At 63.9% G+C, this 24,868-nt stretch carries 29 protein-coding genes; 16 read left to right on the forward strand and 13 right to left on the reverse strand.

The window, feature by feature from the left end:
* Positions 1–30 precede the first annotated feature (30 nt).
* Complete coding sequence (locus HB675_RS12890) at positions 31–1,068, reverse strand: glycoside hydrolase family 5 protein (RefSeq protein ID WP_213878712.1); 1,038 nt, start codon at positions 1,066–1,068, stop codon at positions 31–33.
* Positions 1,069–1,206: 138 nt separating this feature from the next.
* A complete protein-coding gene (locus HB675_RS12895) occupies positions 1,207–1,377 on the reverse strand; it encodes a hypothetical protein (RefSeq protein ID WP_213878713.1) in 171 nt (56 codons plus the stop codon).
* A 104-nt stretch (positions 1,378–1,481) separates the two neighbouring features.
* On the opposite strand from HB675_RS12895, the gene HB675_RS12900 reads away from it, so the two are divergent.
* The 3 genes from HB675_RS12900 (at position 1,482) to HB675_RS12910 (ending at position 4,287) form a co-directional block, all read left to right on the forward strand.
* Complete coding sequence (locus HB675_RS12900) at positions 1,482–1,724, forward strand: hypothetical protein (RefSeq protein WP_213878714.1); 243 nt, start codon at positions 1,482–1,484, stop codon at positions 1,722–1,724.
* 345 nt (positions 1,725–2,069) lie between these two features.
* Positions 2,070–3,446, forward strand: coding sequence for an aromatic acid/H+ symport family MFS transporter (locus tag HB675_RS12905; protein ID WP_213878715.1), 1,377 nt, complete (start codon positions 2,070–2,072; stop codon positions 3,444–3,446).
* 7 nt (positions 3,447–3,453) lie between these two features.
* Entirely contained in the window at positions 3,454–4,287 is an 834-nt protein-coding gene (locus HB675_RS12910) for an amidohydrolase family protein (RefSeq protein WP_213878716.1), read from the forward strand.
* Between the two features lie 8 nt (positions 4,288–4,295).
* On the opposite strand, the gene HB675_RS12915 is transcribed toward HB675_RS12910, so the two are convergent.
* Positions 4,296–4,721, reverse strand: coding sequence for a TOBE domain-containing protein (locus HB675_RS12915; RefSeq protein WP_213878717.1), 426 nt, complete (start codon positions 4,719–4,721; stop codon positions 4,296–4,298).
* Between the two features lie 80 nt (positions 4,722–4,801).
* A complete protein-coding gene (locus tag HB675_RS25810; RefSeq protein ID WP_256737525.1) occupies positions 4,802–4,927 on the reverse strand; it encodes a hypothetical protein in 126 nt (41 codons plus the stop codon).
* A 164-nt stretch (positions 4,928–5,091) separates the two neighbouring features.
* Between HB675_RS25810 and cynS the strand changes: the two genes are divergently transcribed.
* From cynS to HB675_RS12930, 3 genes are all read left to right on the forward strand, one after another.
* Positions 5,092–5,559 (forward strand): cyanase, encoded by a 468-nt coding sequence (gene cynS / locus HB675_RS12920; RefSeq protein WP_213878718.1) that lies wholly within the window; start codon positions 5,092–5,094, stop codon positions 5,557–5,559.
* A gap of 12 nt (positions 5,560–5,571) precedes the next feature.
* Entirely contained in the window at positions 5,572–6,045 is a 474-nt protein-coding gene (locus HB675_RS12925; RefSeq protein WP_213878719.1) for a nuclear transport factor 2 family protein, read from the forward strand.
* Positions 6,046–6,139: 94 nt separating this feature from the next.
* Complete coding sequence (locus HB675_RS12930; protein ID WP_213878720.1) at positions 6,140–6,301, forward strand: DUF2986 domain-containing protein; 162 nt, start codon at positions 6,140–6,142, stop codon at positions 6,299–6,301.
* Position 6,302: 1 nt separating this feature from the next.
* On the opposite strand, the gene HB675_RS12935 is transcribed toward HB675_RS12930, so the two are convergent.
* From HB675_RS12935 to HB675_RS12950, 4 genes are all read right to left on the reverse strand, one after another.
* Complete coding sequence (locus tag HB675_RS12935; RefSeq protein ID WP_213878827.1) at positions 6,303–7,343, reverse strand: DUF1615 domain-containing protein; 1,041 nt, start codon at positions 7,341–7,343, stop codon at positions 6,303–6,305.
* Between the two features lie 41 nt (positions 7,344–7,384).
* Complete coding sequence (locus HB675_RS12940; protein WP_213878721.1) at positions 7,385–8,107, reverse strand: class I SAM-dependent methyltransferase; 723 nt, start codon at positions 8,105–8,107, stop codon at positions 7,385–7,387.
* 123 nt (positions 8,108–8,230) lie between these two features.
* A complete protein-coding gene (locus tag HB675_RS12945; protein WP_213878828.1) occupies positions 8,231–8,905 on the reverse strand; it encodes a GNAT family protein in 675 nt (224 codons plus the stop codon).
* Between the two features lie 149 nt (positions 8,906–9,054).
* Positions 9,055–9,960, reverse strand: coding sequence for a LysR substrate-binding domain-containing protein (locus HB675_RS12950; RefSeq protein WP_213878722.1), 906 nt, complete (start codon positions 9,958–9,960; stop codon positions 9,055–9,057).
* 119 nt (positions 9,961–10,079) lie between these two features.
* On the opposite strand from HB675_RS12950, the gene HB675_RS12955 reads away from it, so the two are divergent.
* On the forward strand, positions 10,080–10,784 hold the full coding sequence (locus HB675_RS12955) for an SDR family oxidoreductase (RefSeq protein ID WP_213878723.1): 705 nt from the start codon (positions 10,080–10,082) through the stop codon (positions 10,782–10,784).
* 123 nt (positions 10,785–10,907) lie between these two features.
* On the opposite strand, the gene HB675_RS12960 is transcribed toward HB675_RS12955, so the two are convergent.
* On the reverse strand, positions 10,908–11,207 hold the full coding sequence (locus HB675_RS12960; RefSeq protein ID WP_213878724.1) for a hypothetical protein: 300 nt from the start codon (positions 11,205–11,207) through the stop codon (positions 10,908–10,910).
* Between the two features lie 240 nt (positions 11,208–11,447).
* Here HB675_RS12960 and HB675_RS12965 point away from each other — a divergent pair, with 240 nt between their 5' ends.
* The 5 genes from HB675_RS12965 to HB675_RS12985 are packed head-to-tail and all read left to right on the forward strand — an operon-like array spanning position 11,448 to position 16,516.
* Positions 11,448–12,230, forward strand: a complete 783-nt coding sequence (locus HB675_RS12965) for a hydroxyethylthiazole kinase (protein ID WP_213878725.1) — start codon at positions 11,448–11,450, stop codon at positions 12,228–12,230.
* Positions 12,231–12,253: 23 nt separating this feature from the next.
* Positions 12,254–13,606, forward strand: coding sequence for an LLM class flavin-dependent oxidoreductase (locus HB675_RS12970; RefSeq protein WP_213878726.1), 1,353 nt, complete (start codon positions 12,254–12,256; stop codon positions 13,604–13,606).
* Positions 13,603–14,457, forward strand: coding sequence for a rhodanese-like domain-containing protein (locus HB675_RS12975; RefSeq protein ID WP_213878727.1), 855 nt, complete (start codon positions 13,603–13,605; stop codon positions 14,455–14,457). The genes HB675_RS12970 and HB675_RS12975 overlap by 4 nt, the downstream gene beginning before the upstream one ends.
* Positions 14,454–15,866, forward strand: coding sequence for an amidase family protein (locus HB675_RS12980; protein ID WP_213878728.1), 1,413 nt, complete (start codon positions 14,454–14,456; stop codon positions 15,864–15,866). The genes HB675_RS12975 and HB675_RS12980 overlap by 4 nt, the downstream gene beginning before the upstream one ends.
* Positions 15,863–16,516: an HAD hydrolase-like protein gene (locus HB675_RS12985; protein ID WP_213878729.1), complete on the forward strand. Its 654-nt coding sequence runs from the start codon at positions 15,863–15,865 to the stop codon at positions 16,514–16,516. Before HB675_RS12980 ends, HB675_RS12985 begins: the two co-directional genes overlap by 4 nt.
* A gap of 34 nt (positions 16,517–16,550) precedes the next feature.
* On the opposite strand, the gene HB675_RS12990 is transcribed toward HB675_RS12985, so the two are convergent.
* Positions 16,551–17,438 (reverse strand): LysR family transcriptional regulator, encoded by an 888-nt coding sequence (locus HB675_RS12990; protein ID WP_213878730.1) that lies wholly within the window; start codon positions 17,436–17,438, stop codon positions 16,551–16,553.
* Between the two features lie 122 nt (positions 17,439–17,560).
* Here HB675_RS12990 and HB675_RS12995 point away from each other — a divergent pair, with 122 nt between their 5' ends.
* The gene (locus HB675_RS12995) at positions 17,561–19,888 is read left to right on the forward strand and encodes an EAL domain-containing protein (protein ID WP_213878731.1); all 2,328 of its coding nucleotides are present in this window, start codon (positions 17,561–17,563) and stop codon (positions 19,886–19,888) included.
* A gap of 41 nt (positions 19,889–19,929) precedes the next feature.
* Here the strand turns inward: HB675_RS12995 and HB675_RS13000 are convergent, their stop codons facing one another.
* Both HB675_RS13000 and HB675_RS13005 read right to left on the reverse strand, forming a co-directional pair.
* Positions 19,930–20,838, reverse strand: coding sequence for an AraC family transcriptional regulator (locus tag HB675_RS13000; protein WP_213878829.1), 909 nt, complete (start codon positions 20,836–20,838; stop codon positions 19,930–19,932).
* A gap of 43 nt (positions 20,839–20,881) precedes the next feature.
* Entirely contained in the window at positions 20,882–21,715 is an 834-nt protein-coding gene (locus HB675_RS13005; RefSeq protein WP_213878732.1) for an oxidoreductase, read from the reverse strand.
* Positions 21,716–21,852: 137 nt separating this feature from the next.
* On the opposite strand from HB675_RS13005, the gene HB675_RS13010 reads away from it, so the two are divergent.
* From HB675_RS13010 to HB675_RS13020, 3 genes are all read left to right on the forward strand, one after another.
* Positions 21,853–22,824, forward strand: a complete 972-nt coding sequence (locus HB675_RS13010) for a diaminopimelate epimerase (RefSeq protein WP_213878733.1) — start codon at positions 21,853–21,855, stop codon at positions 22,822–22,824.
* 130 nt (positions 22,825–22,954) lie between these two features.
* A complete protein-coding gene (locus HB675_RS13015; RefSeq protein ID WP_213878734.1) occupies positions 22,955–23,860 on the forward strand; it encodes an EamA family transporter in 906 nt (301 codons plus the stop codon).
* 117 nt (positions 23,861–23,977) lie between these two features.
* Positions 23,978–24,247 carry a hypothetical protein gene (locus tag HB675_RS13020; RefSeq protein WP_213878735.1) on the forward strand — a complete coding sequence of 90 codons (270 nt, stop codon included), beginning with the start codon at positions 23,978–23,980 and terminating at the stop codon, positions 24,245–24,247.
* Positions 24,248–24,289: 42 nt separating this feature from the next.
* Here HB675_RS13020 and HB675_RS13025 read toward each other — a convergent pair whose 3' ends face one another.
* On the reverse strand, positions 24,290–24,538 hold the full coding sequence (locus tag HB675_RS13025) for a hypothetical protein (protein WP_213878736.1): 249 nt from the start codon (positions 24,536–24,538) through the stop codon (positions 24,290–24,292).
* Between the last annotated feature and the right edge of the window lie 330 nt (positions 24,539–24,868).

Consider the following 24,868-nt stretch of genomic DNA (forward strand, 5'->3'; position numbering starts at 1 on the left):
TCATCGCGCCGCCAGCTGTCACCCCTGCTTTCACGGGCAGTTGTTGGTCTTCTGAATCCACTTCGACAACACCGGCCACTGCGGCCGCGCCACGCCATTGATCGGTTCGATGGCCACCGGGTCCTTGCCCCACCAGGGGCCGGCCGCCCAGTACGCCACCGGCACACAATGGTCGTGCATGTAAGACAACAGGTTGTCCATGGCCGTCAGCCAGCGCGGGTCGTTGTCCGGCACACCGAACTCACCCAGCTGACCGCGCTTCTTGTTGCGCGCCAGCCATTCGACGAAAGGCTTGGCGCGATTGACCCCGACCATCGGGTCGAACTTGCCGGTGATGGGCTTGGCGTACTGCCCGCTGCTGCCGTCGTCGAGATACAGGTGCGCCGAGTAGATCAGGTTGTCAGACGGGTCCTTGAGCAACAGCAGGTCGGCATTGAGCGTCGCAAACTGCGCCGTGCTGGAGAAGGAACGCCCTTCGACATAGATCGGGTGCACCTTGTCGAACGCACGTACGCCATCGATACCGGCCTGAGCGTTGGCCTTCCAGTACTTGTCGGCGTCGCCGTAAGGCTCGTTCATCAGGTCGTAGCCATGGGTGCCCGGGTTCTTCGCCCAGCGCTGGGCAACCCGCTTCATCAGGTCCTGATAAGCCGAGGTCGGCACGGCCGGGGTGCCGATGATGTTCTGGCCATTGAACCGACCGTAGTTGTGGATATCGATGATCACCCCCATGTCCCGCGCGGCCGCCTGGGCCAGGAAGGTGTCGATGCGCTGGGCATAGACCGGGGCAAAATCGCCCATCAGTTTGGGTTGCAGGCGCTCCCAGAGGATCGAGAAACGGATCACCCGGATCCCGCCCTTCTGCCATTTGTTCAAATACGAAGCGTCGGGAAAGATGTAGTTGCGCCCTTCCACGCCCGGCAACGCGGTGCCACCCCAACCCGCTGCGGCCACGTTCAGGTGGATCAGCGGTGCGCCCTTGCCGTCCGTCAACGGTTGCGCTGCGTATGCAGACGGTAGCGCAGCCCATGCAGCCGCCAATACCATTGCTTTCATCAGGCTTTTCATTCGATGCCTCTCCTGGTCTGCTTCGGTGCGCTCGTTTGCCAGCAGCTAAGACCATAGCCGTGACGGTTAGTGCGCACCCTGAGCCCGTCTGGGAGCTGCGCAAGGAGCAGAGCCCTGTGTTCACTCGATGCAGACGGGTCAAATCGTATCGGCCGTGGACAGGAAACCTGAGCGGCGCCCGACGGATGCCATGTCGTCCGTGAGGCGCCAGGCGAATCTGGATGACAAACCCAACAGCTGACGCAACGCCGCCGCCGAGGTGTTGGCTCGAAATCCCTTGCTCGCTTGGGATCGGTCGACAATGAGCATGGATCAATCATTCGGTCACATCCAGCCGCGCGACATGACAAAGACGTTTATGCTGTGGGCGGTTTTTCAATACCCCCGCTCGCCCTACCCCAGCCGGACGTCCCATGACACCCAACGCAGAACGCTACAACCCCTCCACCGATTACGCCGACAAACTGATTTCGCGCATCGGCCAGACACCCGCATGGATCGCCAAGCGTATCGGCGTGACCGACAAACGCATCAAGTACATTCTGGAGGGTGAACGCACAGTCAAGGGAGAGACCACGGCGATTCAGATGACCTATCCGGAGCAGTTTGCCCTGGAGTGTCTGGTGGCGGAGGCTCAGGCGTTGAAGGTTCGGTAAGCGGCGCAGTGCATCGTTTGAAGACCTGAGGAATGCCATGAACCTGGCGATCAGACGGACAAGGATCGCTCCGCTGTCGGGTGCACGCTCGAGCGCTTTGCCATCGTGCGTTGGCTCGTCGGTTCATTCCATTACCATTGCCCAAATGGCTTGACGATTACAGGCGCGGGGCGTAGCCGAACGTGTGGGCGCAACCCTTGGGGCGATGACATCACCGCGCAATTCTCTCGTACCCCATAAAAAAAACAGATAACTGCATAACCACTTCGCGGCCAGAGAAAAGTCGTTCCACGCTACTGTGGCATCACAGCGCGCGAGCGTAATAAAAAAAAGAGAACACCGCCGATGAAGACCTCTAGTGCAATTGACGTCAAAGCCTGGATCGACTCCCGCTCGATTTCCCGTTATCAATGGTTCGTCCTCGGGCTGTGCGCGTTGATTATCCTGTTCGACGGCTACGATGCCGCCGTCATGGGCTTCATTGCTCCCGCGCTGATGCACGACTGGGGCATGGCCCCGGCGCAGATGGGCGTGATCCTTGGTGCAGGGATGTTTGGCGTGGCGTTGGGCGCGCTGATTGCCGGGCCGTATTCCGACCGCCTGGGCCGCAAGCGTGTGTTGCTGGTTTCCGTGCTGTGTTTCGGGGTGTTCTGCCTGCTTAGCAGCTTTGCTCGCGGCCCCAATGAAATGGCCGTGTTGCGCTTCCTGACAGGGCTGGGGCTGGGCGCGGTGATGCCCAACTGCGTAACGCTGGTCTCGGAGTACATGCCGCAAGGTCGTCGCGGGCTGATGATCACCCTGATGTATTGCGGCTTCAATATCGGCTCGGGCGCAGGCGGTTTCGTCGCGGCCGCCCTGTTGCCTGTCGGCGGCTGGAAAGCCGTGGTGATGCTCGGGGGGCTGTGCCCGCTGGCGATCATTCCTGTGCTGCTGTGGATGCTGCCCGAATCGGCCCTGTACATGGTGGTGCGCAACAAGTCCCAGGACAAGATTCGACACCTGCTGCAACGCATGGGCGGCGTGTTCGAGCCCGCCACCCGCTTCGTCTTGCACACCCCGGCCATCGACAAGAAAGCCCAGGTTTTGAAACTGTTTTCCAACGGCTATGCCCAAGGCACGCTGATGCTCTGGCTGACCTATTTCATGGGCCTGTTCGTGATTTATCTGCTCAATGGCTGGCTGCCCACCATCATGCGCACCAACGGGTTCAGCATGGAGAAAGCCGCCATCACGGCCGGCCTGTTCCAACTGGGCGGTACCTTGGGCGGCCTGCTGGTGGGGACGCTGATGGACCGTTTCCAGGCCAAGAAGCAGGTCATCGGCATGGCCTATCTGTTGGGCATGAGCTGCCTGCTGGCCGAAGGGATCTGCGACTTCGGGCCTTACTGGCTGGCGGTACTGGTATTTGTCAGCGGCGTCTGCGTGAATGGCGCACAGACCGGCCTGCAAGCCTTCTCGCCGAGCTTCTACCCCACCGAAATGCGTGCCACCGGGGTCAGCTGGATGCATGGCATCGGGCGCAGCGGTGCGATCATCAGCTCGTCCATGGGCGGCCTGTTGCTGGGCGTGTTCCCGGGGACCACCAGCATCTTCATCGTGCTGTCGATTCCGGCGTTCTGCGCGGCCATGGCGATCATCAACCACCGCAAGGCCAGCCCGGCCGTCACCCTCAAAGGTGCAGACAGCGACACACCCTTGCAGCTCAATACTTCAACTCAGTGAGCCCTACATGAGCGTCATGACCCAACCCAAGATCGACTGTCACCATCACTTGTTCGACCCGGTGCATTACCCCTACGTGGCCGATACGGCGTATCGGCCCGAGGGCCACGAGCTGGGGACGGTGCAGCAATACCGGGCGGTCATGCAGGCGTACAACATTCAACACTCGCTGATCGTCGGGCCGACATCGGGCTATAACACCGACAACCGCTGCCTGCTGGCGGCGATCGCCGAGCATCCGACAAGGTTTCGCGGAATCGCCGTGGCGCCCCTGGATATCGGCAGCGATGCGCTGGCAACCCTCAAAGCCCAGGGCGTGGTCGGCATTGCCCTGAACGTGGCCATGCTGGGCACCGCGCGCTTCGCTGACATCGATGGCTTGATGGGGCGCCTGGCCGAACTGGAGCTGCTGGCGCAGATCCAGGTGCTGGACGACCAGCTACCAGACCTGATGCCGTTGCTCAAACGCACCCACACCCGTTTGCTGATCGACCACAGTGGCCGTCCGGATGTGGGCGCCGGCCTTGGGCAACCGGCCTTCCAGGCCTTGCTGGCGCTGGCCGGGCACGGCCGCACTTACGTCAAGCTGTCCGGCCTGTCGAAGTTCTCTCGCCAACCGTACCCCTATGCCGATGGCCAGCCGTACCTGCAAGCCCTGCTCGAGGCATTCGGCGCGGAGCACTGCATGTGGGGTTCGGACTGGCCATTCTTGCGGGCCACCGAACGCATGGACATCGGCAGCTTGCTGCTACTGGTGGAACAGCTGATCCCATCGGCCCGACAGCGTGAGCAGGTGCTATGGGACACGCCGCGGCAGCTGTTCGGGTTCACCGATCACTGAGCGCTCGATCAGCTCGCCACACCCAGAATGATGTGCGACGCCTTGATCACCGCGGTCACTGCCACACCCGGCGCCAGCCCCAGCTCCTCGGCGGCGGCGCGGGTGACAACAGAGAAAACTTCCGCGCCGCTGGGCAGCTGCACCACGACTTCGTCGTTCACCGCGCCTTCGATCACCCGCGACACCGTGCCTTCCAGGCAGTTGCGCGCCGACAGGCGATAGCCGCCCGCATCTGTCATCAGCATGACCCAAGGCGCCTTGATCAGCGCCACGGCGTCTTTGCCCACAACCAACCCCAGGCTCTGGACACTGGCCATCGTGACCACCGCAACCAGCTTTTCGCCGCCAAAGGTCAGTTCGACCTCGGCATTCACGGCGCCGGGCAGCACTTGGCTGATGGTGCCTTTGAAAACGTTACGGGCGCTGACTTTCATAGGAGGGATCCTTATTGCCGAGAATGGCGGCAAGGATCCCCGCGAGCGTTATGTAGTTACCAGCCCAACGCCCGAAACGCTCAAGCCTTGATATAGACCCAGGCCGAGTACACCGACGCCAGTTGCACGGACACCCGCGGGTAATCCGCGACTTTGCAGGCGTTGATGGCGGCGCCGGCGGACGCTGTCAAAGTGCTGACACACATAGTTTCAGCCGTTACAACCCGCTCTAAAATACCCATAGAATGGCGCCACAATCCGTCTTTCCAATCGCGCAACAGACAGGGTTATCGTGATGCTCATCAATGAGTCTTTGACCTTAGGGTCGTTCACGAAGATCCTCAACCCATCCAACCCATCGAGGTGTGCCATGCCCCACAGCAATAGCTCCAAGACGCCGCGCCAAGCCCTGACTGAACGCGTTCTGCTGGCCAAGACCGCCAGGAACCTGACCTGGGCCGGGCTCGCCGAAGGCACGGGTTTGAGCGTGGTCTACGTGACCGCCGCCTTGCTTGGCCAGCACCCGCTGCCGGAGGCGGTGGCCGAAGTGGTTGCCGAACGCCTCGGGCTGGACGCCGGCGCCGTGGCCGAGCTCAAGACCATTCCGCTGCGCGGCAACGCCGAGGACGTCTCCCATGACCCGACCATCTACCGTTTCCACGAAATGGTGCAGGTCTATGGCACCACCTTGAAGGCGCTGGTGCACGAGCAGTTCGGCGATGGCATCATCAGTGCGATCAATTTCAAGCTGGACATCCAGAAAGTCGAAGACCCGGAAGGCGGGTCGCGCGCGATCATTACCCTGGACGGCAAATTTCTGCCCTACCGGCCTTTCTGAGGACACCCCACCATGGCTGAAGAAAAACGCTTGCCACTGCCGCCCTTCACGTTAGAGACCGCTATCCAGAAAGTCCGTGGCGCCGAGGACGGCTGGAACTCCCGCGACGCCGCGAAAGTGGCGCTGGCCTATACCGAGGACACCTATTGGCGTAACCGCAGCGAGTTCATCGAAGGGCGCGCCCAGGCCCAGGCGTTCCTCGAACGCAAGTGGCGCAAGGAGCTGGACTACCGACTGATCAAGGAACTCTGGGCCTTTGCCGACAACCGCATCGCCGTACGGTACGCCTATGAATGGCATGATGACTCCGGCAACTGGTTTCGCTCCTATGGCAACGAGAACTGGGAGTTCGCTGCCAACGGCTTGATGCAGCGGCGTTTTGCGTGCATCAATGACCTGCCGATCAGCGAGTCCGAGCGCCGCTACCACTGGCCGCTGGGAAGGCGCCCCGACGATCATCCGGGGCTGAGCGATCTGGGCCTTTGATGCGCCATTGCCCCGCCGAGACTGTTACCCTGTGCGCCGGTTTCAAGGCGCAAGACGAAGTTGATCCAGGGTTTTCAAGACGAGTGCAACGCAAATGAATCGCCGCAAAAAGATCCAGCAGCTGTTGAAAGCCCATGCCAGGAAGGCCAGCGCCAAACTGGCGCCGGCCAGCAAGTCGAAATACATCAGCAAGGCCGACCGCCTGAAGCTGGCGGAGCAAGCGGGCGACGAGCCCATTGTGACGTCTGATCAGTGAGCTAACGTGCCCGCGCGACGCACCGCACCCGACGCTCGTCCACGCGCTGGGCGTACCAGGCCGTGGTCAGGTGGCGAGTGATCTTCGGGCTCTCCAGGGTGATGCCGGGCAGGATCGCCCGTGGCAGCGGCCGCCCTGCCACCTGGTCGGCCAGCTCGAACACCCGCTGATAGACTTGGGTATCTTCAAAGTCCAGCTGTTCACCCTTGGCCAGCGCCCGCTGGATCTCGTTGTTGCTCATGTTCAGCCGTGAACCCAGCGAGCGCACGGCCATCTCGGTGTGCCCCGGGGAGTTGGATGAGTAGTCGACCAGATCGCCGTCCAGCGCCAGCCGCATCTTCACCAACCGGTTGAGCGCCGCCTGAAATGCCGCATTGCGGCTGGCGTACCAGCCGGCGTTGAAGTCGGCGAAACGGTACAGGGCGTGGGTGTAATGGGCCGGGTAGCCCAGCAGATGGACCGTGCCGTAGTACACGCCGCCACGCCGGCTGAACACTTCCTGGCGCACCGTGCCCTGGTGGGGATAGGGGTAGCGACGGGCGTTGCGCTCGGCAAAGTCCACCGCCACCTGCATGGGGCCGGCGGTGTGCACCGGATTGAAGTTGCCAAACAACTGCTGGCCCAGGGGCACCATGCCGATGAAGTCGTCGAATACGGCGCTGAGCTCGCGTTCCGAATGCACCGCATTGATACGCTGAGCGTAAGTCTTGCCAGTGGGAGACGTGAGGTCCAGGGCAGCGCTGACCAGAAAGGCCGGAACATGCAGGCGTGCCGCGCGGCGGTCGATTTCTGCACGTGCGATGCGGCCCAGCCCGGCCACTTGCGGGTCAGCCTCGAAGTTGGATTCCTGTTCGATGACGGCGATGACCGAGCACAGGTTATCGGTGCTGGGATCCAGCCCCTGCGCCTGGAACGCCACCTGAATGTCCCCGGCCCACCCTTGGCGATCACTGGCCGAGGGCGGCAGCAGGCGCAGGACAGCGGCCCGCACCTGCTCCGGCGTGGCGGGTGGGGTCTGCGGCTGATGGCTGCAAGCGGCCATGGCGAACGCCCCCAGAATCAGCGCCAGCGACTTGAACGGGCTCAATGACTCACCTGACCCGCGCCGCCTTCATCAAGCACCCCCCTGATCCAGTCAACCTCACGGATGAGGTCCTGCCTTCTCGCCTCGACGTCGGCCTGTGGCCGCTCGGCAAAATGCGCCAGGGTCTTGAGTTTCAGCCGTAGCCGACGCTGCCACTTGGCCAGAAACGCCGGGCTGCGCGCATGGAGCTGTAGCGGGCCGAAGTACAATTCCCGGGCACTGTACGGCACAGGGCCCGTTCGCTCGGCGACGATGATCTCGTAATCGAAGCGTCCTTCGCGCAACACGTCCTCGGCAACAATACGGTAGTCATGCGTCATCAGCCATTGACGCAACGGTTGCTCGCCGCCATTGGGCTGCAAAATCAGTCGCTCGCCACCCCTCAAGCGCGCCTGGCCGATGTCGAGAATGTCGCGGATGGTTTCCCCGCCCATGCCGCACAGGCTGATCACCGTGATCCCGTCGTGCGGCTCGACCGCTGCGAGACCGTCAGCCAGACGCACCTGAACGCGCCCCTCCAGTTCACGCTCGCGCACCGTGCGCTGCGCTGCCCGAAACGGCGTCGCCGCCACTTCCCCGGCCACCGCCCAGGCAATCACCCCGCGCTGTATCAGGGCCACCGGCAGGTAAGCGTGATCCGAGCCGACATCCGCCAGCCGCGCACCGGAAGGCACATGGGCGGCGACACCTTGCAGGCGAGTGGAGAGGGTGTGTTCGTTCAATCGAGAGCCTCTGCGGACCAGTGACGTATGGCCTGGAAGGCAAACGTAGACGCGCGACTGTGGCAAATAAAAACGCCCATGACAAATACCGCTGGGTCGCACCTGCACGTCTGCGCCTGTGTATCAATCTCCTGAACGCGTCAAATCGCCCCCCAACACCCTGATCTGCCGCCCCGCTTCATCAAAGTTGTCCGCCGCCAACCACACTTCGAACGCGGTCTTGCGTGCCTCCCACTCACTGTCGATGACGGAAAACCATGCCGTGTCCCGGGTGCGCCCCTTGTACATTACGGCCTGGCGGAAGATCCCTTCGAAGCTCAAGCCCAGTCGCAGCGCGGCCTTGCGTGACGGGGCGTTGAGGGCGTCGCACTTCCATTCGTAGCGCCGATAGCCCAGTTCGTCGAAAGCAAATTTCATCAGCAGGTACTGGGCCTCGGTGGACATCGGTGTGCGCTTCATCAAGGGCGAGAAGGTGACGTTGCCGACCTCGATCACGCCGTTGTTGACGTCGATACGCATCAACGACAGGGTGCCGACTGCCTGGTCGGTGGCTTGGTCGATCACGGCCCAGTGCTGGGGGTCGCTGGATGCGGCGGCGGCCTGGGCGTAACTCAAATAGTTGGGGAAATCCGCGAAGGGTCCGACAAACAGATAGGTCCAGTCGCTGCCGTCAGGCATCTGCCGGTAGGCGTCGTACAGCTGCTGTGCATGTTTTGCCGGGTCCAGGGGTTCGAGGCGGCACGTGCGGCCCTGCAGCACCTGGCGGGGGGGATGCTGGCGCGGTGTCCAGCCGTTCATGGCAGCGCCGATGGGTTGCCCGTAACCGTTGAGAAGTGTCGACACGAGGAGGCCTTTTGAGTCCGCAGAGAAAGTCTGCCTGCAGATTAGGGCGGCCAATGGACTAAAGAAAGAGCCATTTCAAAGGATTCTCAGTGGACCAATCCTGATCAAACCGCCCCCTGGACCAGCCAGCGAACCACCTTGGCCAAGTCCGATGACGCCGGCGGCTCATGGGCGGTCAGCAGATAAAAACCGGCCTCGGTGGCCAGCCGGTAGCGGGTGCTCAAGGCGCGCACCAGGCTGCCGTTCGCCAACGCATCCGCCACCAGCACCGGTGGCACCAGCGCCACGCCCAGCCCGCGCTCGGCCGCCTCGATGGCCAGGCTGGTCTGGGAAACGGTCTGGACGCGAGAGGTCCATCCAGGGCAGTCGAACACGGTGAACCATTTGGACCAGTTGTCGTGAGAGTCGGCGATCAAGGGCGCGTCATGGGCAAGATCGGCAGGTGTCTTCCAGCGGTGCCGCTTTTTTACCGGCGCCGAGCACACGGCGATGGCGTCACCCTCGTGCAGCCGTTGCGCGTGACAACCCTCAAAAGGCGGCGCACCCCAGCGGATGGCCATGTCCACGGCATGCGGGCCGTGCAGTGCACGTTGTTGATTGGAGGCATCGATCATGATCGACACGTCGGGCTCGGCTTCGTTGAACTGCGCCAGTTTGGGGATGAGCCAGCGGCTGGCGAAGGCCGGTGTCGTGCTCAGCGTCAGCGCTGCGCCGGATGCGTATGGCGCTGTGAGGTCGCGTGTGGCTTCGTTGATCAGGCCGAGGGCCAGTTGCACCTTGCTGAAAAACCCGTGGGCATGAGGGTGCAAGCGCGTGCCACGGGCCAGGCGCTGAAACAATTCCATGCCCAGCTTTTGCTCCATGAGGCGCACCTGCTGGGCCACGGCACCGGTGGTCAGGTGCAGCTCGTCGGCTGCCGCGCGAAAACTGCCCAGGCGGGCCGTGGCCTCGAACGCCACCAGTTGGCCGATCAGGGCATGACCCGAGACCGATGTGGGCGATTTTGCCATTGAGAAGTTGTCCGTCAGCCTGCAGTTTTTCTACATCCTCACACAAAAGTGATCACTGGCGCACCTCTGCGCAGCCGCCTAGATTGTTCAGGTCCTCATTGTGCACAGGAATCCGCGTCATGACCGAGCAAAAAGTCGCCCTCATCATCGCCGGTGGCAGTGGCATGGGCGCTGCCGCCGCGCGCCACCTGGCCGCCGATGGCTTCGAGGTGGGCATTCTGTCGTCGTCCGGCAAGGGCGAGGCCCTGGCCCGAGAGCTGGGTGGCCTCGGCGTGACCGGCTCCAACCAATCCACGGCCGACATTGCCCGGCTGGTGGACGCCGCCAGCGAGCGCTGGGGCCGTATCGATGTGTTGGTCAACAGCGCCGGGCACGGGCCGCGCGCGCCGATTCTGGAGATTTCCGATGACGATTGGCATCGAGGGATGGAGGTCTATCTGCTCAATGTGATTCGCGCGACCCGGCTGGTCACGCCCCTGATGCAACAGCAGAAAGGCGGCGCGATCATCAATATTTCTTCGGCCTGGACGTTTGAACCCACGGACCTGTTCCCCACCTCGGCGGTCTTTCGCGCAGGGCTGGCGTCGTTTACCAAAATCTTCACTCAGACCTATGCGGGCGACAACATTCGCATGAACAACGTATTGCCCGGCTGGATCGACAGCCTGCCCGCCACCGAGGCGCGTCGCGACGGTGTGCCGCTCAAGCGCTATGGCACTCGCGAGGAAGTGGCCGCCACCATCGCGTTCCTCGCCTCGCCGGGCGCCGCCTACATCACCGGGCAGAACCTGCGGGTGGACGGCGGCGTGACAAGGTCGGTCTGAAATGGCAGGCAACGCGCCTTGACCCTGCGCCCCCCGTGCACGACGTCCTCGGTGAACGTTCTTTTATCCGAGAGCGGCCTGCACGCTGCCTGGCCAACCCTGGAATCTCCGATAGGCTGCCTGTTACGCCCGGGAGGCCAGCGCCGTGCGATGGCCCGGCACACGTCGCACCATCCAGGCAAACAGCCACAGCCCCAGGTGGACGACGCCCAGGGTCAGCAACCCGGCCTCAAAAAAGATCAGGCCCAGCAACACCGCGTCCATCCGGCCGGTGGTGTCCGACAGCGCATTGAATAGAATCAACGCGCCCAAGGCACTCGATAACGCCAGCGGAATCAGACGAAAGACTTGCGCCACTTTCCAATAGGGCTTGGGTTGGAACCACTCAGGGCAATCCAGGAGAAACTTCAAGATGTCGCGCATGCTTCGCCGCTCCGAGGGTAGAAAATGTGATCGCTCGCAGGGGGCCCGTACTGCTGAACCTGTGCCTTTGAACCTGGCTGTTATGAACATCTGGCCATCAGTTTGGTTCAGAATTTGTGACACGCAAGTACATCGCCACTATCATTCTCAAAAGCTATCAGCCTGAGAAAAACTTATCGATTTACGAATCACCCCTCCCCGGCAAATACTCGAGCGTCCCCATCACCGTCGAGTCCTTCCATGCAAGAGCTATCATGGGCATCCCCCAGCGTTCGCCAGACTTTGGCGGCGCTTAAAAAATCTCCCCCCTTCGTCTACGGCCAGACCAATTACATCGCCGCCAACCTGAGCGCCAATATTCTGCTGGCCGTAGGTGCCGGACCGGCCATCGGTGCCGCCATGGACTGGCCGCGCTGCTTCGGCGCCGGCGCCAACGCCATGTGGCTCAACACCGCCGCGCTGATGAGCAGCGGCCCGGAAGCGATCTGGACAGCCGCCGAATCCGCTGAAAAGGCCGGCACTCCCTGGGTGCTGGACCCGGTGGCCATGGGTGCCGGCGCGCCGGAATACGATCATGTGGTGCGCAAGCTCCTCACCTTTCACCCCACGGTGATCCGCGGCAACGCCAGTGAACTGATCGGCCTGGCCGGTGGCAGCGGCGGCGGCAAGGGCGTGGAGACCACCGCCAGTTCCGATGACGCCTTGGCCTTCATCAAGCAACTCGCGGTGGACACGGGCGCCATCGTTGCGGTCAGCGGGCCGGTCGACTACATCACCGACGGCACCACGGTCTATGCCGTCAAGGGCGGCGACGTGCGCCTGACGCAGGTCACGGGTGCCGGTTGCAGCCTGGGCGCCTTGATTGCCGCCATGCTGGCCAACGCCGATGACCCCCTGCTGGCCGCCGCCGCCGCCCACGCGATCTATGCGGTGGCGGCCGAGCGTGCCTCGGGCGCGGTGGGCACGGCATCCTTCGCCATGGCCTTCGTCGACCAGCTGTCGCTGCTGGACCCTGCTGAATAATCCACCCGTAAAGGAGTCCCGACATGGCCAAGCGCCGGATGCACCTCGCCGCCTTCATGAACGCCGGAGCCCAGGGCACCATCGGCTGGCGCCACCCGGACGCGTCGGGGCAGTTTCTCTCGGCCGCGTATTATGCCGACATCGCCCGCACGCTGGAGCGGGCCTGCTTTGACATGGCTTTCATTCCCGATTCGCTGGCGATGCCGCGCAGCCTGGGCGGCAGCTTCGACCCGGCCGTGCGCTGGGGCAGCGGCACGCCGCGGCTGGACCCGATGCCGGTGCTGTCGATCATGGCGGCCGCCACCACCCACCTGGGGCTGGCGGCAACGGTTTCCACCGGGTATCACCAGCCGTTCAACCTGGCCCGAGCGTTTTCCAGCCTTGATCATTTGAGCGGCGGGCGCGCGGCGTGGAACGTGGTCACCAGTTTCCAGGACGCCGAAGCGCAGAACTTCGGCGAAGCACGCCTGCCACCTCGGGACGCGCGTTATGCCAAGGCCGAGGAGTTTCTCAAGGTGACCGCGCAGCTATGGGACAGCTGGGGCGACGACAGTCTGGTGATGGACAAGGCCAGTGGCGTGTTCGGCCGACCCGAGACGGTCAAGGCCACCGACCATGTCGGTGAATACTTCAAGGTCCAGGGCCCGCTGGGCGTGCCCCGCTCGCCCCAGGGTTACCCGGTGATCGTGCAGGCCGGCTCATCGCCGGCCGGTCGCGATTTTGCCGCGCGCTGGGCCGATGTGATCTTCTGCAGCCACGAATCCCTGGAGACCGCCGTCGCGTTTTATGCCGACATGAAAGCGCGGGCGGCTCGCCATGGTCGCGATCCTGACCAACTGAAAGTCCTCCCCGCAGCCACCACGGTGATCGGCGACACCGCCGAGGACGCCCTGGCCAGGCACCGCGCCTATGAAAACCTGGTAGAACCCGAAGCGGGCCTGTCGCGGCTCTCTTACCACGTTAACGTCGACCTCTCGCGCTATGACCTCGACGGCCCGATGCCATCGCTCGAAGAGGTCGGCGTCGAGGGGCATTACCGCGAAGTCCTGGAGTTTGCCGAGCGCGAGAAACTGTCCCTGCGCGAGATCGGCAAATGGTACGGCGCGCGCAACGAGGGCGACATGATCGGCACCCCCGAGCAGATCGCCGACCGTATGGAGTTGTGGATGGACAGCGGCGCGGCGGATGGCTTCATGATTCAGGCCACCCACCTGCCGGCGGCCTTCGAAGACTTCGCCCAGCGGGTGGTGCCGATCCTCCAGCAACGCGGCCTGATGCGCGAAGCCTACAGCGGCCAGACTCTGCGTGAACATCTCGGCCTGACGCGCCCGGAACGGGGCGAGTGGCGCCGCCGTGCGCTGGAGACCACACCATGAGTGTCGCGGATCCACGGGTGTCCGCGCAGTGGTTGCGCGAGCACCTGGACGACATGAACCTGGTCGTGCTGGACGCCCGCATCCATCGCGGTGTCGATGCTCAGGGGGCAAGCTTGTATGCCAGCGGGCGCAACGACTTCGAGCAATCCGGGCATATTCCCGGGGCCGGCTTTGCCGATCTGTTCGGCGGGTTCTCTGCGGCCGACGGGCGCTTTCTGTTCACCCGGCCCACAGCCGCGCAGCTGCAGGCCGAGCTGCAACGGCTGGGTGTACACGAGCGCAGCCATGTGGTGGTGTATGACTCGCTCAACGGCGTCTGGGCCGCCCGGGTCTGGTGGCTGTTGCTGGCGTATGGGCAGGCCAGGGTCAGTGTGTTGGATGGCGGCCTCGCGCAGTGGCAAGCCGCCGGCGGCGGGCTGGCCTTCGGCCAGGCCGCGCCGGTGGTACCGGGCGATGCGTGCAGTCAGGAAATTGCCGGGCGCTTTGTCGACCTGGCCGAGGTCAAGGCCTGGCTCCGGCAGCCGGGTGACGGGCAACTGGTCTGCGCCCTGCGCGGCAGTGAATACGCGGCCGGACACATCCCCGGCAGCTTGAGCCTGCCCTATGCCGACTGGCTCGATGAGCAGGGACGGCTGGACGTGCACAAAGTCCATGAAACCACGAGCGCCCTGAACGTCGCCCCCAATGCCGAACTGACCCTGTACTGCGGCGGGGGCGTCAACGCCTGCGGCCTGGCACTCGGGCTGCTGGCCGCCGGTCATGCCGTCGAGCACCTGCATGTGTACGACGGCTCGCTGAATGAATGGCGCGCTCACCCCGAACTGCCCCTGGTGAGTGGAGCGCAACCGTGAACGATACCGATTTGCTGCGCCTGGACGCCCACCAGCTGAGCCACGCCTACGCCGCTGGCGAGCTGGACCCCGAGACCGTCGCCGAAGCGGTGCTCAAGGCGGCCGAACGGGCCGGGCAAGCGTATAACGCGACGACCTCGCTTAACGCCGACGACGCGCTGGCCGCCGCCCGGGCCAGCGCCGAACGCTGGCGAGCGGGCACCCCGCGTGGCGCCCTTGACGGCGTGCCGATCACCTTCAAGGACAGTTTCAATGTCGCCGGACTGCCGCGTTGGCATGGCTCGGCGGTCAATACCGGAGCAGTCTCCGGCGCCGACTGCGCACCGGTAAAGCGCGCACGGGAAGCTGGCATGAGCGTCATCGGCAAGACCTCGATGCCCGATTACGGCTTGCTGATGTCCGGCCTCAGCTCCCACTCCGGCATCGTCCGCAACCCTTGGAACCCGACCCATAACACCTCGGGATCGAGTGCCGGTGCGGCGGCCTGCCTGGCGGCGGGCGTAGCACCGCTGGCGTTGGGCACCGACATGGTCGGCTCGGTACGGTTGCCGGCGGCGGTCTGCGGCCTGGTGGCGATCCATGCCACCCAGGGCCGCGTCGCCTACGACCCGCCTGGCAACTATCGCGGTGCCGGGCCTATGGCCCGCACCGTGGCCGACGCGGCGGCCTTGCTGGCGGTAGTCGGGCAACATGATCGCAGCGATCACTTTGCTCTGCCCGGCGCCTTCGTCCACGACGCACCCCCGTTCAAACAGCTGCGCGGCGTGCGCATCGCCGTGCTGCCGCGGCTGAGCCATGGCACGCCGGTGGACAGCGTCACGGCCAGGGCAGTGCAACAGCAGGCCGCCCTGCTCGGCGAACTGGACGCGGAACTGACCTGGCTGGGTGACTTCGACCTCGCGCCCGAGGACTATCAGGCGGTGTACCACGTGATGGTGCACAAGGGCCTGGCGGAGCTGTATGCGCAGCCGCCCGAGCGGCGCGCGCGGGTCTTGCCGCCGATCGGCGAGATGCTCGACGGCGCGTTGCTGCAGACCGCCCTGGAAATGGACCAGGTGCACCGCCGCATCGCCCAGGCGGTGGCCCGTCTGGAGCGTCAGCTGGCGCCCTTCGACTATGTGCTGTCACCGGCCCTGCCGGTACGGCATTTCGCGGCCGAGGCCATCAGCCCGTCACCGGAGATGGGTGCCATGAGCCACATGGGCTTTGCCTGCTGGTTCAACCAACTGGGGCGACCGGCCGGCACGGTACCGGTCTATCAGCCCGGCGATGGTGGTTGCCCGGTCAGCGTGCAGATCGCCGGGCGGCGCTTCGACGACAGCGGTGTGCTGCAACTGATGGCCTTGCTGGAAAACCTGCGTGGCTTTGCCATCGACTTCCCGATCGTGAGCCTGGAGGCGTGCCCATGAAGACGCTGGTGATCTTCGACATTGACGGCACGCTGGTGGACAGCACCCGCGCCCACCACGCTTCGCTAACGGCGAGCCTAGCCGAATTCGGCCTGGACCCGCACCGTAAACCCTGGGCCGAGTACCGCCATTACACCGACTCGGGGGTGCTCGACGAATTGCTGCTGGACACCCGTCAGCAGGGCGCCAGCGCCGCCGAGTTGCAGCGTCTGGACCGCCTGAGCAGCGCCAGTTACGGGGCCATCTGCGCGGCCGAGCCGGTAGGCGAAGTGGCCGGTGCCCGGGCGCTGCTGAACGCGCTGGGCAACGCACCGGACATGCAGATTGCGTTTGCCACCGGCTCCATGCGCGGCCCCGCCCTGCTCAAGCTGGCCAGCCTCGACGTGGTACCCGACAACCTGATGACCGGGTCGGAGTTTCTCAGCCGCCAGGACATCGTGCGCGGCACCCTCGCGGGCAGCGGTGCCGAACGGGTGGTGATCCTGGGAGATGGTCGCTGGGACCAGATCACCGCGCAGGCGCTGGGGATTCCCTTTGTGGCGGTACAGACCGGGTTGTTCGTGTTTGGCGAGGGGCCGGTGTGCATCCTGGAGGACCTGACGGCGTTAACCGTCGAGGCGTTGCGTGGGTATGCGCAGCCTCTCCCGTAGGAGCCCTTGGGGCCATCATGAGCTGCGCGCCCGCCTACGGTGACGGGAGCACTGCCCGCGCCAGCGCCAGGTAGCGCTCCACCACCGGGTTGGGGTCGCCTTCGCGCCAGACCAGGCCCACGTCCCAGGCGGCGTTGCCGTCCATCACCGGGCAAACGTTCACCGTCTCCACAAGCCCGCCAATGGGCCGCAGCGCCGATTCGTGCATCAGCCCCACGCCGAACCCGGCCGCCACCAGGGTCAGCAAGGTCAGCGACTCGTTGACCCGGTGCATCGCCACCGGGGTGAAATCCCGCGCGGCGAAGATCGCCTGGATTCGCCCCTCCAGCCCCGGAGCGAACTCCGGTTGCAGGCCGATGAAGGCGCGCTCGCGCACACGTGGGTCGTCAAAACCGCTCAGCGTCGACTCACCCTCGCGGGGGAAGACGAACGCCAGCCGGTCCTGAGCCACCGGGTGGCTGGACAAGCCGGGTTCCACCGGCAGGCGCACGAAACCGACGTCCAGGCTGCCGTCCTTGATCCGGCGAATCTGATGCTGGGACGAGATGTCTTCGAAGGTCAATTCCACCTGGGGAAACTCGGCCTGAAAGCGCAACAACACCCGCGACATCACCTCCACCGAGGAAAAGGTAAAGCCGATCCGCAGCCGCCCTCGCTCGCCACGCGCGGCCCGCAGCCCGTTGTCCCAGACGTAGTCGGCATGGCGCAGCACCGGCTGGATATCGGCAAGGAAGGTCCGGCCCAACGCTGTCAAGCTGGTGCCTTGGCGCCCGCGCTCGAACAGCGGCGAGCCCAGCAGGTATTCCAGGCGCTGGATCTGCTTGCTCAAGGAAGGTTGCGAGATGCTCAGGCGACGCGACGCTTCGCCAAAATGGCACACCTCGCCGAGCACGGCGAAGGACTTGAGCAGTTCGAGGTTCATGGGCGGCGGTCTCGAGACGGATAGCGCACAGGATAACAGGCCACTGCGATGGCCCTATGCCGTCATTTAAACGTAACAACTTCGCAGTATTTTGCTTGCTCTCCAGATCGGATGCCTGTGCAGTGACTCCGAAATCCTCATCCTCACTGGCATTCTTGCGTTTGATGCTATGGGTTATCTGTGTCGCGACCCTGGGTTGCCTGTGGGGGCTGTACGCGCAGCAGAAAGCCACCGCCTTTCACGAGGCAATGAATGCCAAGGCCGCCGAACACCTGAACCTCGCCACCATCGCCGCCGAGAACCTGCAACAGCTGGTGGACCGCGCGCAGATCACCGGCACGGTCGCCCGCGAAGGGCTGGAAGGTACCGACCCGCATCACTGGAGCCTGGTGCGCATGCTGGCCGGCGATCCGGTGCTCAAGCGCATGGCCCTGTTCAGCCGCGACGGCATCTCGCTGGACGCCACCCGCCAGGACGATCCGCCGCCATTGTCCGATACCTGGCTCGCGCAACTGCACGCTCATATCGCTCACTACGGCTTTACCCCGCTGATGCCCGCGCCGCCTGCCAGCACCGCACCGGGCGCCGCGCCCAGCTGGCGCCTGCCGTTCTTGCTACCACTGGTGGACCCGGCGACAGGCCAGCTGGAGCGGATCCTGCTGATGCAGTTCGACATCGGCTATATGGCCGCCCTGTTCGAACACATCGACCTGGGCCCCAGCGGCATGCTGCGCCTGCTCGACGACAACGGCGAAGAACGCCTGCGCATCAGCAACAACGGCGTGGTGATTGCCGGACACGTGTTGTCCCCGGCCTTGCCCGACGGCGTCGAAACCTCCGGCGAGTTTGTCCAGCAACTGGGTGATGTCGACTACCAGAGCTTGTATCGCCGGGTGCCGCAGCGCGGTTTCAGTGTCATCGTCAGCCAGCCACGCGAAGAAATCCTCGCCGCTGCGCAGATCACATTCCGGCGCCAGCTGGCCCTCAACCTGGGCATGACCTTGTTCATTCTCGCCGGCCTGTCCTGGACCCTGCGCGCACTGGGTCGTCGACAGGAAGCCTTTATGGCGCTGGAGGACGCGCAGCGCGTCAACCAGGAGCTGATCAGCCGTCTTGAGGAACAGCATCGCCTGAGCAGCAAGGCGGCGGCCACCGACCATCTCAGCGGCCTGCACAACCGTCGGCGTTTTCTCGAATGTGCCACCCCGCTGCTGGCCCGGCAGCGCAGCAAGCGCCTCTTGACGGCCATTCTGTTCATTGACATGGACCGTTTCAAATCCATCAACGATTCCCTCGGGCACAAGGTCGGCGACCTGCTGCTGCAGGCCATTGCCGGGCGCATCAGCCGGCTGCTCACCCCCACCGATGAAGCCGCTCGCTTTGGTGGTGACGAGTTCATCGTGCTGCTGGGCGGCGAACGCACCGAGGAGCAGATCGAAAGCTGGGTGCGTCATCTGGTGGAGCGGCTTTCGGCGGTCTACTCGCTGGACGGCCAGGAGCTGATCACCAGCCCCAGCGTGGGCGTGAGCATCTGCCCGCGAGACGGTCAGGACCTCGAGGACCTGATTCGCGGCGCCGACGCAGCGATGTATTCGGCCAAGAGCGTCGGCCGTGGCCAGTACCGTTTCTTCGACCCGTCGCTGAATGTCACCGACGTCAACGAGTTCATCCTCGAACAAGCCTTCGTCGGGGCCCTGAGCGACCATCAATTCGTCCTCCACTTTCAGCCCCAGGTGCGCCTGGACACTCTGCTGGTGGAGGGTTACGAAGCGCTGGTGCGCTGGCAACACCCGGAGTTCGGCCTGCTCTATCCGGACCGCTTCATCGGCCTGGCCGAACGCAGCGGCTTCATCGTCGCCCTGGGCTGGGAGGTGCTGCGCCTGGCCTGCATCGAGCTATCGGACTGGAAAGCACAGAAACGGCCGATGCGCATGGCGATCAACGTCTCGACCCTGCAACTGCGCCAGGTCGACTTCAGCCAACGGGTGCTTGCGCAATTGACCCGATACGGCCTCGATCCCGGCCGGCTGGAACTGGAAATCACCGAAACCATCATGCTCGACGACGAAGCCCAGGCGATCGAACACCTGCAGACCCTGCGCGATGCCGGCCTGAACATCAGCCTCGACGACTTCGGCAAGGGCTACGCGGGCTTTGCGCACCTGCAAAACCTGCCGCTGACCAAGCTGAAAATCGACCGCTCGGTGATCGCGCCGCTGTCCAACAGCCCGGATGACAGCCCTATCGTCACCTCCACCATCATCCTGGCCAAGCGCCTTGGCCTGGAGGTGGTCGCCGAAGGGGTGGAAACCCGCGAGAACGTCATCTGCCTCAAGCTCGCCGGGTGCGACGTTGCCCAGGGGTACCACTTCAGCCGCCCCCTCTCGGCCAGCCAGCTGCGGGACTATCCACCCTTCATGAACATCCTGGAAAAAGCCTGCACGCCGTAGGCGAGGACCGGTCGGGTGATCACTCGGTTACACGGCCCCGTTCAATGAGACGACACATACGCCGACACCCCGACGGGTGCCGGCAAGGCGTAGGTCGCCTTCATCCACTCGATCTCCGCCTGGGGCGTGCGGCCGAAGAAGCGTTTGAACTCGCGGCTGAATTGCGAGGCGCTTTCGTAGCCGACCGTGAAGGCGGCCGTCGAAGCCGGCATGGCGTTGCGCAGCATCAGCAGGCGCGCCTGATGCAGGCGGGTCGACTTGAGGTACTGCATGGGCGAGGCGTCTGTCACGCTGCGAAAATGCAGGTGGAAACTGGGTACGCTCATGCTCGCTTCCTGGGCCAGCGACTCCACGTCCAGGCGCTGCTGATAACAACTGTGGATCTTGCGAATCGCCCGCGTGACCTTGCCAAAATGGCCCTGGCGAGCGAGCGCCGCCCGCAGGGTGCCGCCCTGCTCGCCGGTGAGGATGCGGTAATAGATCTCGCGCACCAATGCCGGGCCGAGAATCTGCGCATCGCCGGGGCGAGTCATGACCTCGAGAAAGCGCAGGGTCGAGATCTGCAGCAAGTCATCCATGGGCGAGGCGTACATGCCTTTGGGCGGCGCAGCGCTGGGCCCGAGGGTTTCATCCACTTGCAGCATCAGTTCGCTGGCCAACGGCATGTCCAGGCGCATGTACACCGCCAGCATCGGCTCGGCCTCGCTGGCGTCGGTCTCCATGGTGAAGGGCACCGGCACCGATACGACCAGGTAATGTCGGGCGTCATAGAGGTACACGTTATCCCCCAGGTAACCGCGCTTGCGGCCCTGGCAGAGGATGACGACGCCCGGCTCGTACAACACCGGCGTGCGGGTCAGTGGACGGTTGGAGCGCAGGAAACGGATGTCGTCGAGGGCGCTCAAGTTATAGCCCTCCAGCGGCGCCAGTTGCGTCATCAACTCCACCATGCGCGTGTCGATCGGGTTCACAGTCTTCCCCTTTGCCGGACGTTCAACCATCGGTGGACCGGCTCAGCGCTTCCCATTGATCCCTGTCACGGGCCATCTGGCCCAGCTTGTCGCGCACCAGCGTGAGTGCATCGCTGCCCAACAACAAATGGGCGGGCGGCGTCGGACTGGCGATGACCTGCAGCATGGCCAAGGCAGCCTTGCGCGGGTCCCCCAGCTGTTTGCCGTGCTTGTTTTCGCGCGCCTGGCGGATCGGATCGAAACTGGCGTCATAGTCGGCGATGCTGCGCGGCGTGCGTTGCATGGAGCGCCCGGCCCAGTCCGTGCGAAACGATCCCGGCGCCACAGCCGTGACGAAGATGTTGAACGGCTGCAGCTCCTTGCTCAGGGTATCGGAGATCCCCTCCAGCGCAAACTTGCTGCCACAGTAGTAGGCGATGCCGGGCAGAGTGATGGTGCCGCCCATGGAGGTGATGTTGAGGATATGCCCGGCGCGCCGTTCGCGAAAATAGGGGACGAAGGCCTTGGTCACCGCCACCGCGCCGAAGACGTTGACTTCGAACTGCTGACGCATCGCCTCGAGTGGCGACTCTTCAAAGATGCCCTCGTGACCGTAGCCGGCGTTGTTCACCAACACGTCCACCGGCCCGTGCTCGGCCTGGACAGCGGCGACCACGCAGTCGACCCGCGCGAAGTCGGTGACGTCCAGCAAGACACCGTGGGCGCGCTCCGCCGACAGGGCCTGGAACGCCTGGAACGCAGCGGCGTTGCGCACGGTGCCGATGACGCGGTGCCCGGCGGCCAGCGCCTCTTGTGCCAGCGCGTGACCGAAGCCGCTGCTGACGCCGGTAATGAACAAGGTTTTGCTGGAATTCATGGGGAGCGCCTCTGAACAGGGTATGCGCCCATGGTAGTCAGCCGCCACTGACAGACCTATGCCGGTTCATCTGCAAGCCTTGCCTATTCCTATCAGTGAAGTGAAAGTGACACCACACGCCACTCGAAGGACCGACCATGACGCCCCTCTACGACGTCCGCGGCAACCGCTACGCCGTCATCACCCCCCATGCGTTGCGCGAACAGGGTATCGACCTGCCGGCCCATGCCGAACAGGCCGCGCAGACCCACAAAGGCTGGGCGTACCCGGCAATCGCTGCCCATTGCACCTGGCCCTCGAACCAACGCCCCGAGGGTGCCAAGCCCCATCGCTGTGATGGCCTGCTGGTCGGCCCGTTTCAGGACGCTGCGCCCTTTGACCTGCTGATCGTCAATACCGACGGGACCCTGGCCGAACGCAGCGGCAACGGCTTGACGATCTTTGCCCAGTTTCTTGCCGACACGGCCAGGGTGGACGCAGGCAGCACCTTTACCCTGCGCGTGCATCACGACAAGGCCCACTCCCCGGCGTCGGTCTTTCTGCGACCGGCGCCCGCAGGTTTCTGGCTCGATCTGGGCGCCCCGAGCTTTGGCCCTCTCGCAGTCGATGCCGGGCCTGCCCGTGTCAGCCCTGCGGTGTTCAACGGCCGCGAGGTCAGCCGGGTAGCCGCTTTGGTACAGGTCGATTCGCAGTGGGCTCAAAGCGTGATGGTGCGCATCGGCAACCCCCATTGCGTGACGCTGCTGGGCGGTACCCACGAACTGCCGATCTTCGCGGCGAGCCTGCATCAACGTCTTCAAGCCATTGCATTTGCCGAGGACAGCGCGGGCAGCGGCGACCCCTGCCCCGCCGGCATCAACCTGCAATGGGCTCGCCTGACGGCGCCTGACGAGATCGAGGCCAGGGTGTTCGAGCGTGGCGAAGGGCCGACCGCGTCGTCCGGCACCAGCGCCAGCGCGGTGGCTTGCGCGGCCTGGGCAGCAGGCTGGATCAAGGCAGGCCTGGTCAAGGTGAAGATGCCCGGTGGCACGGCCCCGGTACAGTTGGTGGAGGCGGATGGTGCGTTGCAGCAGGTGCTGCTGCTGGGCAGCGCAGCGCGCGTGCAGTGATGCCGCCTGCCATCTGTATCCTTTCGATTCACGGCATGTGTGCCTGTCACAAAAACGCTGTGACCGCCAGAATCACGCCCGGTCATCACCCTCCCGGTGCCACTGGCTCCGTATTACAAGGAATCTATCAATGCCGCTCAAAGACAGGCTGCTTGCCCTCAGCGTCGTGATCGCCTGGGGCCTCAACTTTGTGATCATCAAGGTGGGCCTGCACGACATGCCGCCGTTTTTGCTGGCCGGGCTGCGGTTTGCACTGGTCGCGGTCCCTGCGGTGTTTGTCGTCAAACCGCCACAGGTACCGTTCAAATGGCTGCTGGCTTATGGCATGACCATCAGCTTTGGTCAGTTTGCCTTTCTGTTTCTGGCGATCAAATTGGGCATGCCAGCGGGCATCGCGTCACTGGTGTTGCAGGCCCAAGCGTTCTTCACGATGCTCTTCGCCGGCGTGCTGCTGGGGGAAAAACTCAAGTGGTATCACTTGGCGGGGATGCTGGTGGCGGGTGTCGGCATGTTGCTGCTGGCCCAGGCCGGGCAAGGTTCCCGGCAGGGCGAGTCGTTGCCGCTGCTGCCGCTGTTGTTGACGCTGGGGGCCGCACTGTCCTGGAGTCTGGGCAATATCAGCAACAAAGTTATTGCGACAAAATACCCGACGCCGGTGATGTCGCTGGTGGTGTGGGGCGCGCTGATTCCGGTCCTTCCGTTCTTTCTGTGTTCGTGGCTGTTCGAGGGCCCCGAGGTGATTCAACACAGCTTGGTGAACCTGTCCGTGCAGACCGCCTTGTCACTGGTGTATCTGGCGTTTTTTGCCACCCTTTACGGTTATGCCGTGTGGGGTAACTTGCTCAAGCGCTACGAGACCTGGCGAGTTGCGCCGTTGACGTTGCTGGTGCCGGTGGTGGGCCTGGCCAGTGCGGCGGCGCTGCTGGGCGAGACGCTGTCGGTGGCGCAAGTGGGCAGCGTGGCGGTGATTGTCGTCGGGCTGCTGCTGAACATGTTCGGTGGCTTGATCGGCAGGCGGCGACAGGCACACGCCTGAGGCTGAGTAAAATTCATCTTTCTTTACATGCACTTAGAGCTTGGCACCGCTCATAATGGCCGGTTCATGTCTGGCCTGCCGCCAGATGCCGACGTTGCTTGCCTTACGGACACTGGAATGACCCGATCCCTCCTGCGCTCGACCACCCGCCGGGCAATGCCCGTTTTGCTCGCCCTGCCGTTGTTGCTGCTGGCGGGCTGTTCCAGCGGTCCTTCGGGCGCCAAGTGCTACGCCGAAGCTGTGCCCACCCGCGGCGAGGGCGGGCTGGCCTGGGCGGACAGCCTGAGCGCGGTTCGGCAAAAGGCAATGAACGAATGCTGGACCTACGCGCGGCGCTCTGGCGGGACGCCGGGTACGTGCCGGGTGGCCATGGAAAAGTGCAAATAATCGAAGCGGCCCGCAGGCTCGGATGACCGCTGGGGCACGCCGTCAGCTTGCAGCCTGTACGCCGACCAGCCCGGGGTTTTGCAACTTGAGCCGGGACAAATGCTGAAAGTAGTCCTGGCCTTCCGGGTTGAGGGTAATGACCGGGTCTTTGCCGGTTGAATCGGTGAGCACGACGTAATTGCAGACCATCAGTACTTTTAGCGCGTGAAGATCGTCCTGGCCGATCTCTGACCAGCGCCGGGCTTCGATCAGGTTGAGCAACCGCAGGTGTTCTGAATCGTAGGAGTTCATGCTCTGGCTAGCGCCTTCTTTGATGGGGGGGAACCCGGCCAGTGAGTCGAATCCGGCAGCACGCCGGTATTCACACAAAAAAATGCCCGCGATGGGGGGTAGCGGGCGGTGAAACTTAACGGAGCGGTTGGAGAATAAGTAACGCTTGTTGAAAAAAATGTGATGAGAATGTCATCTCCATTTCACATTTGCCCCCCAGGCAGGCTTCTGCCCTGGCCTTCATTCATCCCACCCATCGTGCGCTATCTGATTTCTCAATACAGAAAATTGAAAAAACAGATGAAAAAAAGTTAATGAATTCAGGTCTACTCCCCGTCATCTGCCCGCCAC

The sequence above is a fragment of the Pseudomonas sp. dw_358 genome, assembly GCF_018449655.1.
In the GTDB taxonomy this organism is placed as follows: Bacteria; Pseudomonadota; Gammaproteobacteria; order Pseudomonadales; family Pseudomonadaceae; genus Aquipseudomonas.

What these genes read in the sequence shown, in the direction of transcription:
- HB675_RS13015 (WP_213878734.1), top strand. Translation starts at nt 22,955, where the DNA reads ATGCCGCTCAAAGACAGGCTGCTTGCCCTCAGCGTCGTGATCGCCTGG.
- HB675_RS13020 (WP_213878735.1), top strand. Translation starts at nt 23,978, where the DNA reads ATGACCCGATCCCTCCTGCGCTCGACCACCCGCCGGGCAATGCCCGTT.
- HB675_RS12970 (WP_213878726.1), top strand. Translation starts at nt 12,254, where the DNA reads ATGGCCAAGCGCCGGATGCACCTCGCCGCCTTCATGAACGCCGGAGCC.
- HB675_RS12990 (WP_213878730.1), bottom strand. Translation starts at nt 17,438, where the DNA reads ATGAACCTCGAACTGCTCAAGTCCTTCGCCGTGCTCGGCGAGGTGTGC.
- HB675_RS12910 (WP_213878716.1), top strand. Translation starts at nt 3,454, where the DNA reads ATGAGCGTCATGACCCAACCCAAGATCGACTGTCACCATCACTTGTTC.
- HB675_RS12945 (WP_213878828.1), bottom strand. Translation starts at nt 8,905, where the DNA reads ATGAACGGCTGGACACCGCGCCAGCATCCCCCCCGCCAGGTGCTGCAG.
- HB675_RS13000 (WP_213878829.1), bottom strand. Translation starts at nt 20,838, where the DNA reads ATGGTGGAGTTGATGACGCAACTGGCGCCGCTGGAGGGCTATAACTTG.
- HB675_RS12935 (WP_213878827.1), bottom strand. Translation starts at nt 7,343, where the DNA reads ATGGCCGCTTGCAGCCATCAGCCGCAGACCCCACCCGCCACGCCGGAG.
- HB675_RS25810 (WP_256737525.1), bottom strand. Translation starts at nt 4,927, where the DNA reads ATGTGTGTCAGCACTTTGACAGCGTCCGCCGGCGCCGCCATCAACGCC.
- HB675_RS12900 (WP_213878714.1), top strand. Translation starts at nt 1,482, where the DNA reads ATGACACCCAACGCAGAACGCTACAACCCCTCCACCGATTACGCCGAC.
- HB675_RS12925 (WP_213878719.1), top strand. Translation starts at nt 5,572, where the DNA reads ATGGCTGAAGAAAAACGCTTGCCACTGCCGCCCTTCACGTTAGAGACC.
- HB675_RS12975 (WP_213878727.1), top strand. Translation starts at nt 13,603, where the DNA reads ATGAGTGTCGCGGATCCACGGGTGTCCGCGCAGTGGTTGCGCGAGCAC.
- HB675_RS13005 (WP_213878732.1), bottom strand. Translation starts at nt 21,715, where the DNA reads ATGAATTCCAGCAAAACCTTGTTCATTACCGGCGTCAGCAGCGGCTTC.
- HB675_RS12960 (WP_213878724.1), bottom strand. Translation starts at nt 11,207, where the DNA reads ATGCGCGACATCTTGAAGTTTCTCCTGGATTGCCCTGAGTGGTTCCAA.
- HB675_RS12905 (WP_213878715.1), top strand. Translation starts at nt 2,070, where the DNA reads ATGAAGACCTCTAGTGCAATTGACGTCAAAGCCTGGATCGACTCCCGC.
- HB675_RS12895 (WP_213878713.1), bottom strand. Translation starts at nt 1,377, where the DNA reads ATGCTCATTGTCGACCGATCCCAAGCGAGCAAGGGATTTCGAGCCAAC.
- HB675_RS12950 (WP_213878722.1), bottom strand. Translation starts at nt 9,960, where the DNA reads ATGGCAAAATCGCCCACATCGGTCTCGGGTCATGCCCTGATCGGCCAA.
- HB675_RS12955 (WP_213878723.1), top strand. Translation starts at nt 10,080, where the DNA reads ATGACCGAGCAAAAAGTCGCCCTCATCATCGCCGGTGGCAGTGGCATG.
- HB675_RS12965 (WP_213878725.1), top strand. Translation starts at nt 11,448, where the DNA reads ATGCAAGAGCTATCATGGGCATCCCCCAGCGTTCGCCAGACTTTGGCG.
- HB675_RS12890 (WP_213878712.1), bottom strand. Translation starts at nt 1,068, where the DNA reads ATGAAAAGCCTGATGAAAGCAATGGTATTGGCGGCTGCATGGGCTGCG.
- HB675_RS13025 (WP_213878736.1), bottom strand. Translation starts at nt 24,538, where the DNA reads ATGAACTCCTACGATTCAGAACACCTGCGGTTGCTCAACCTGATCGAA.
- HB675_RS13010 (WP_213878733.1), top strand. Translation starts at nt 21,853, where the DNA reads ATGACGCCCCTCTACGACGTCCGCGGCAACCGCTACGCCGTCATCACC.
- HB675_RS12930 (WP_213878720.1), top strand. Translation starts at nt 6,140, where the DNA reads ATGAATCGCCGCAAAAAGATCCAGCAGCTGTTGAAAGCCCATGCCAGG.
- HB675_RS12915 (WP_213878717.1), bottom strand. Translation starts at nt 4,721, where the DNA reads ATGAAAGTCAGCGCCCGTAACGTTTTCAAAGGCACCATCAGCCAAGTG.
- cynS (WP_213878718.1), top strand. Translation starts at nt 5,092, where the DNA reads ATGCCCCACAGCAATAGCTCCAAGACGCCGCGCCAAGCCCTGACTGAA.
- HB675_RS12985 (WP_213878729.1), top strand. Translation starts at nt 15,863, where the DNA reads ATGAAGACGCTGGTGATCTTCGACATTGACGGCACGCTGGTGGACAGC.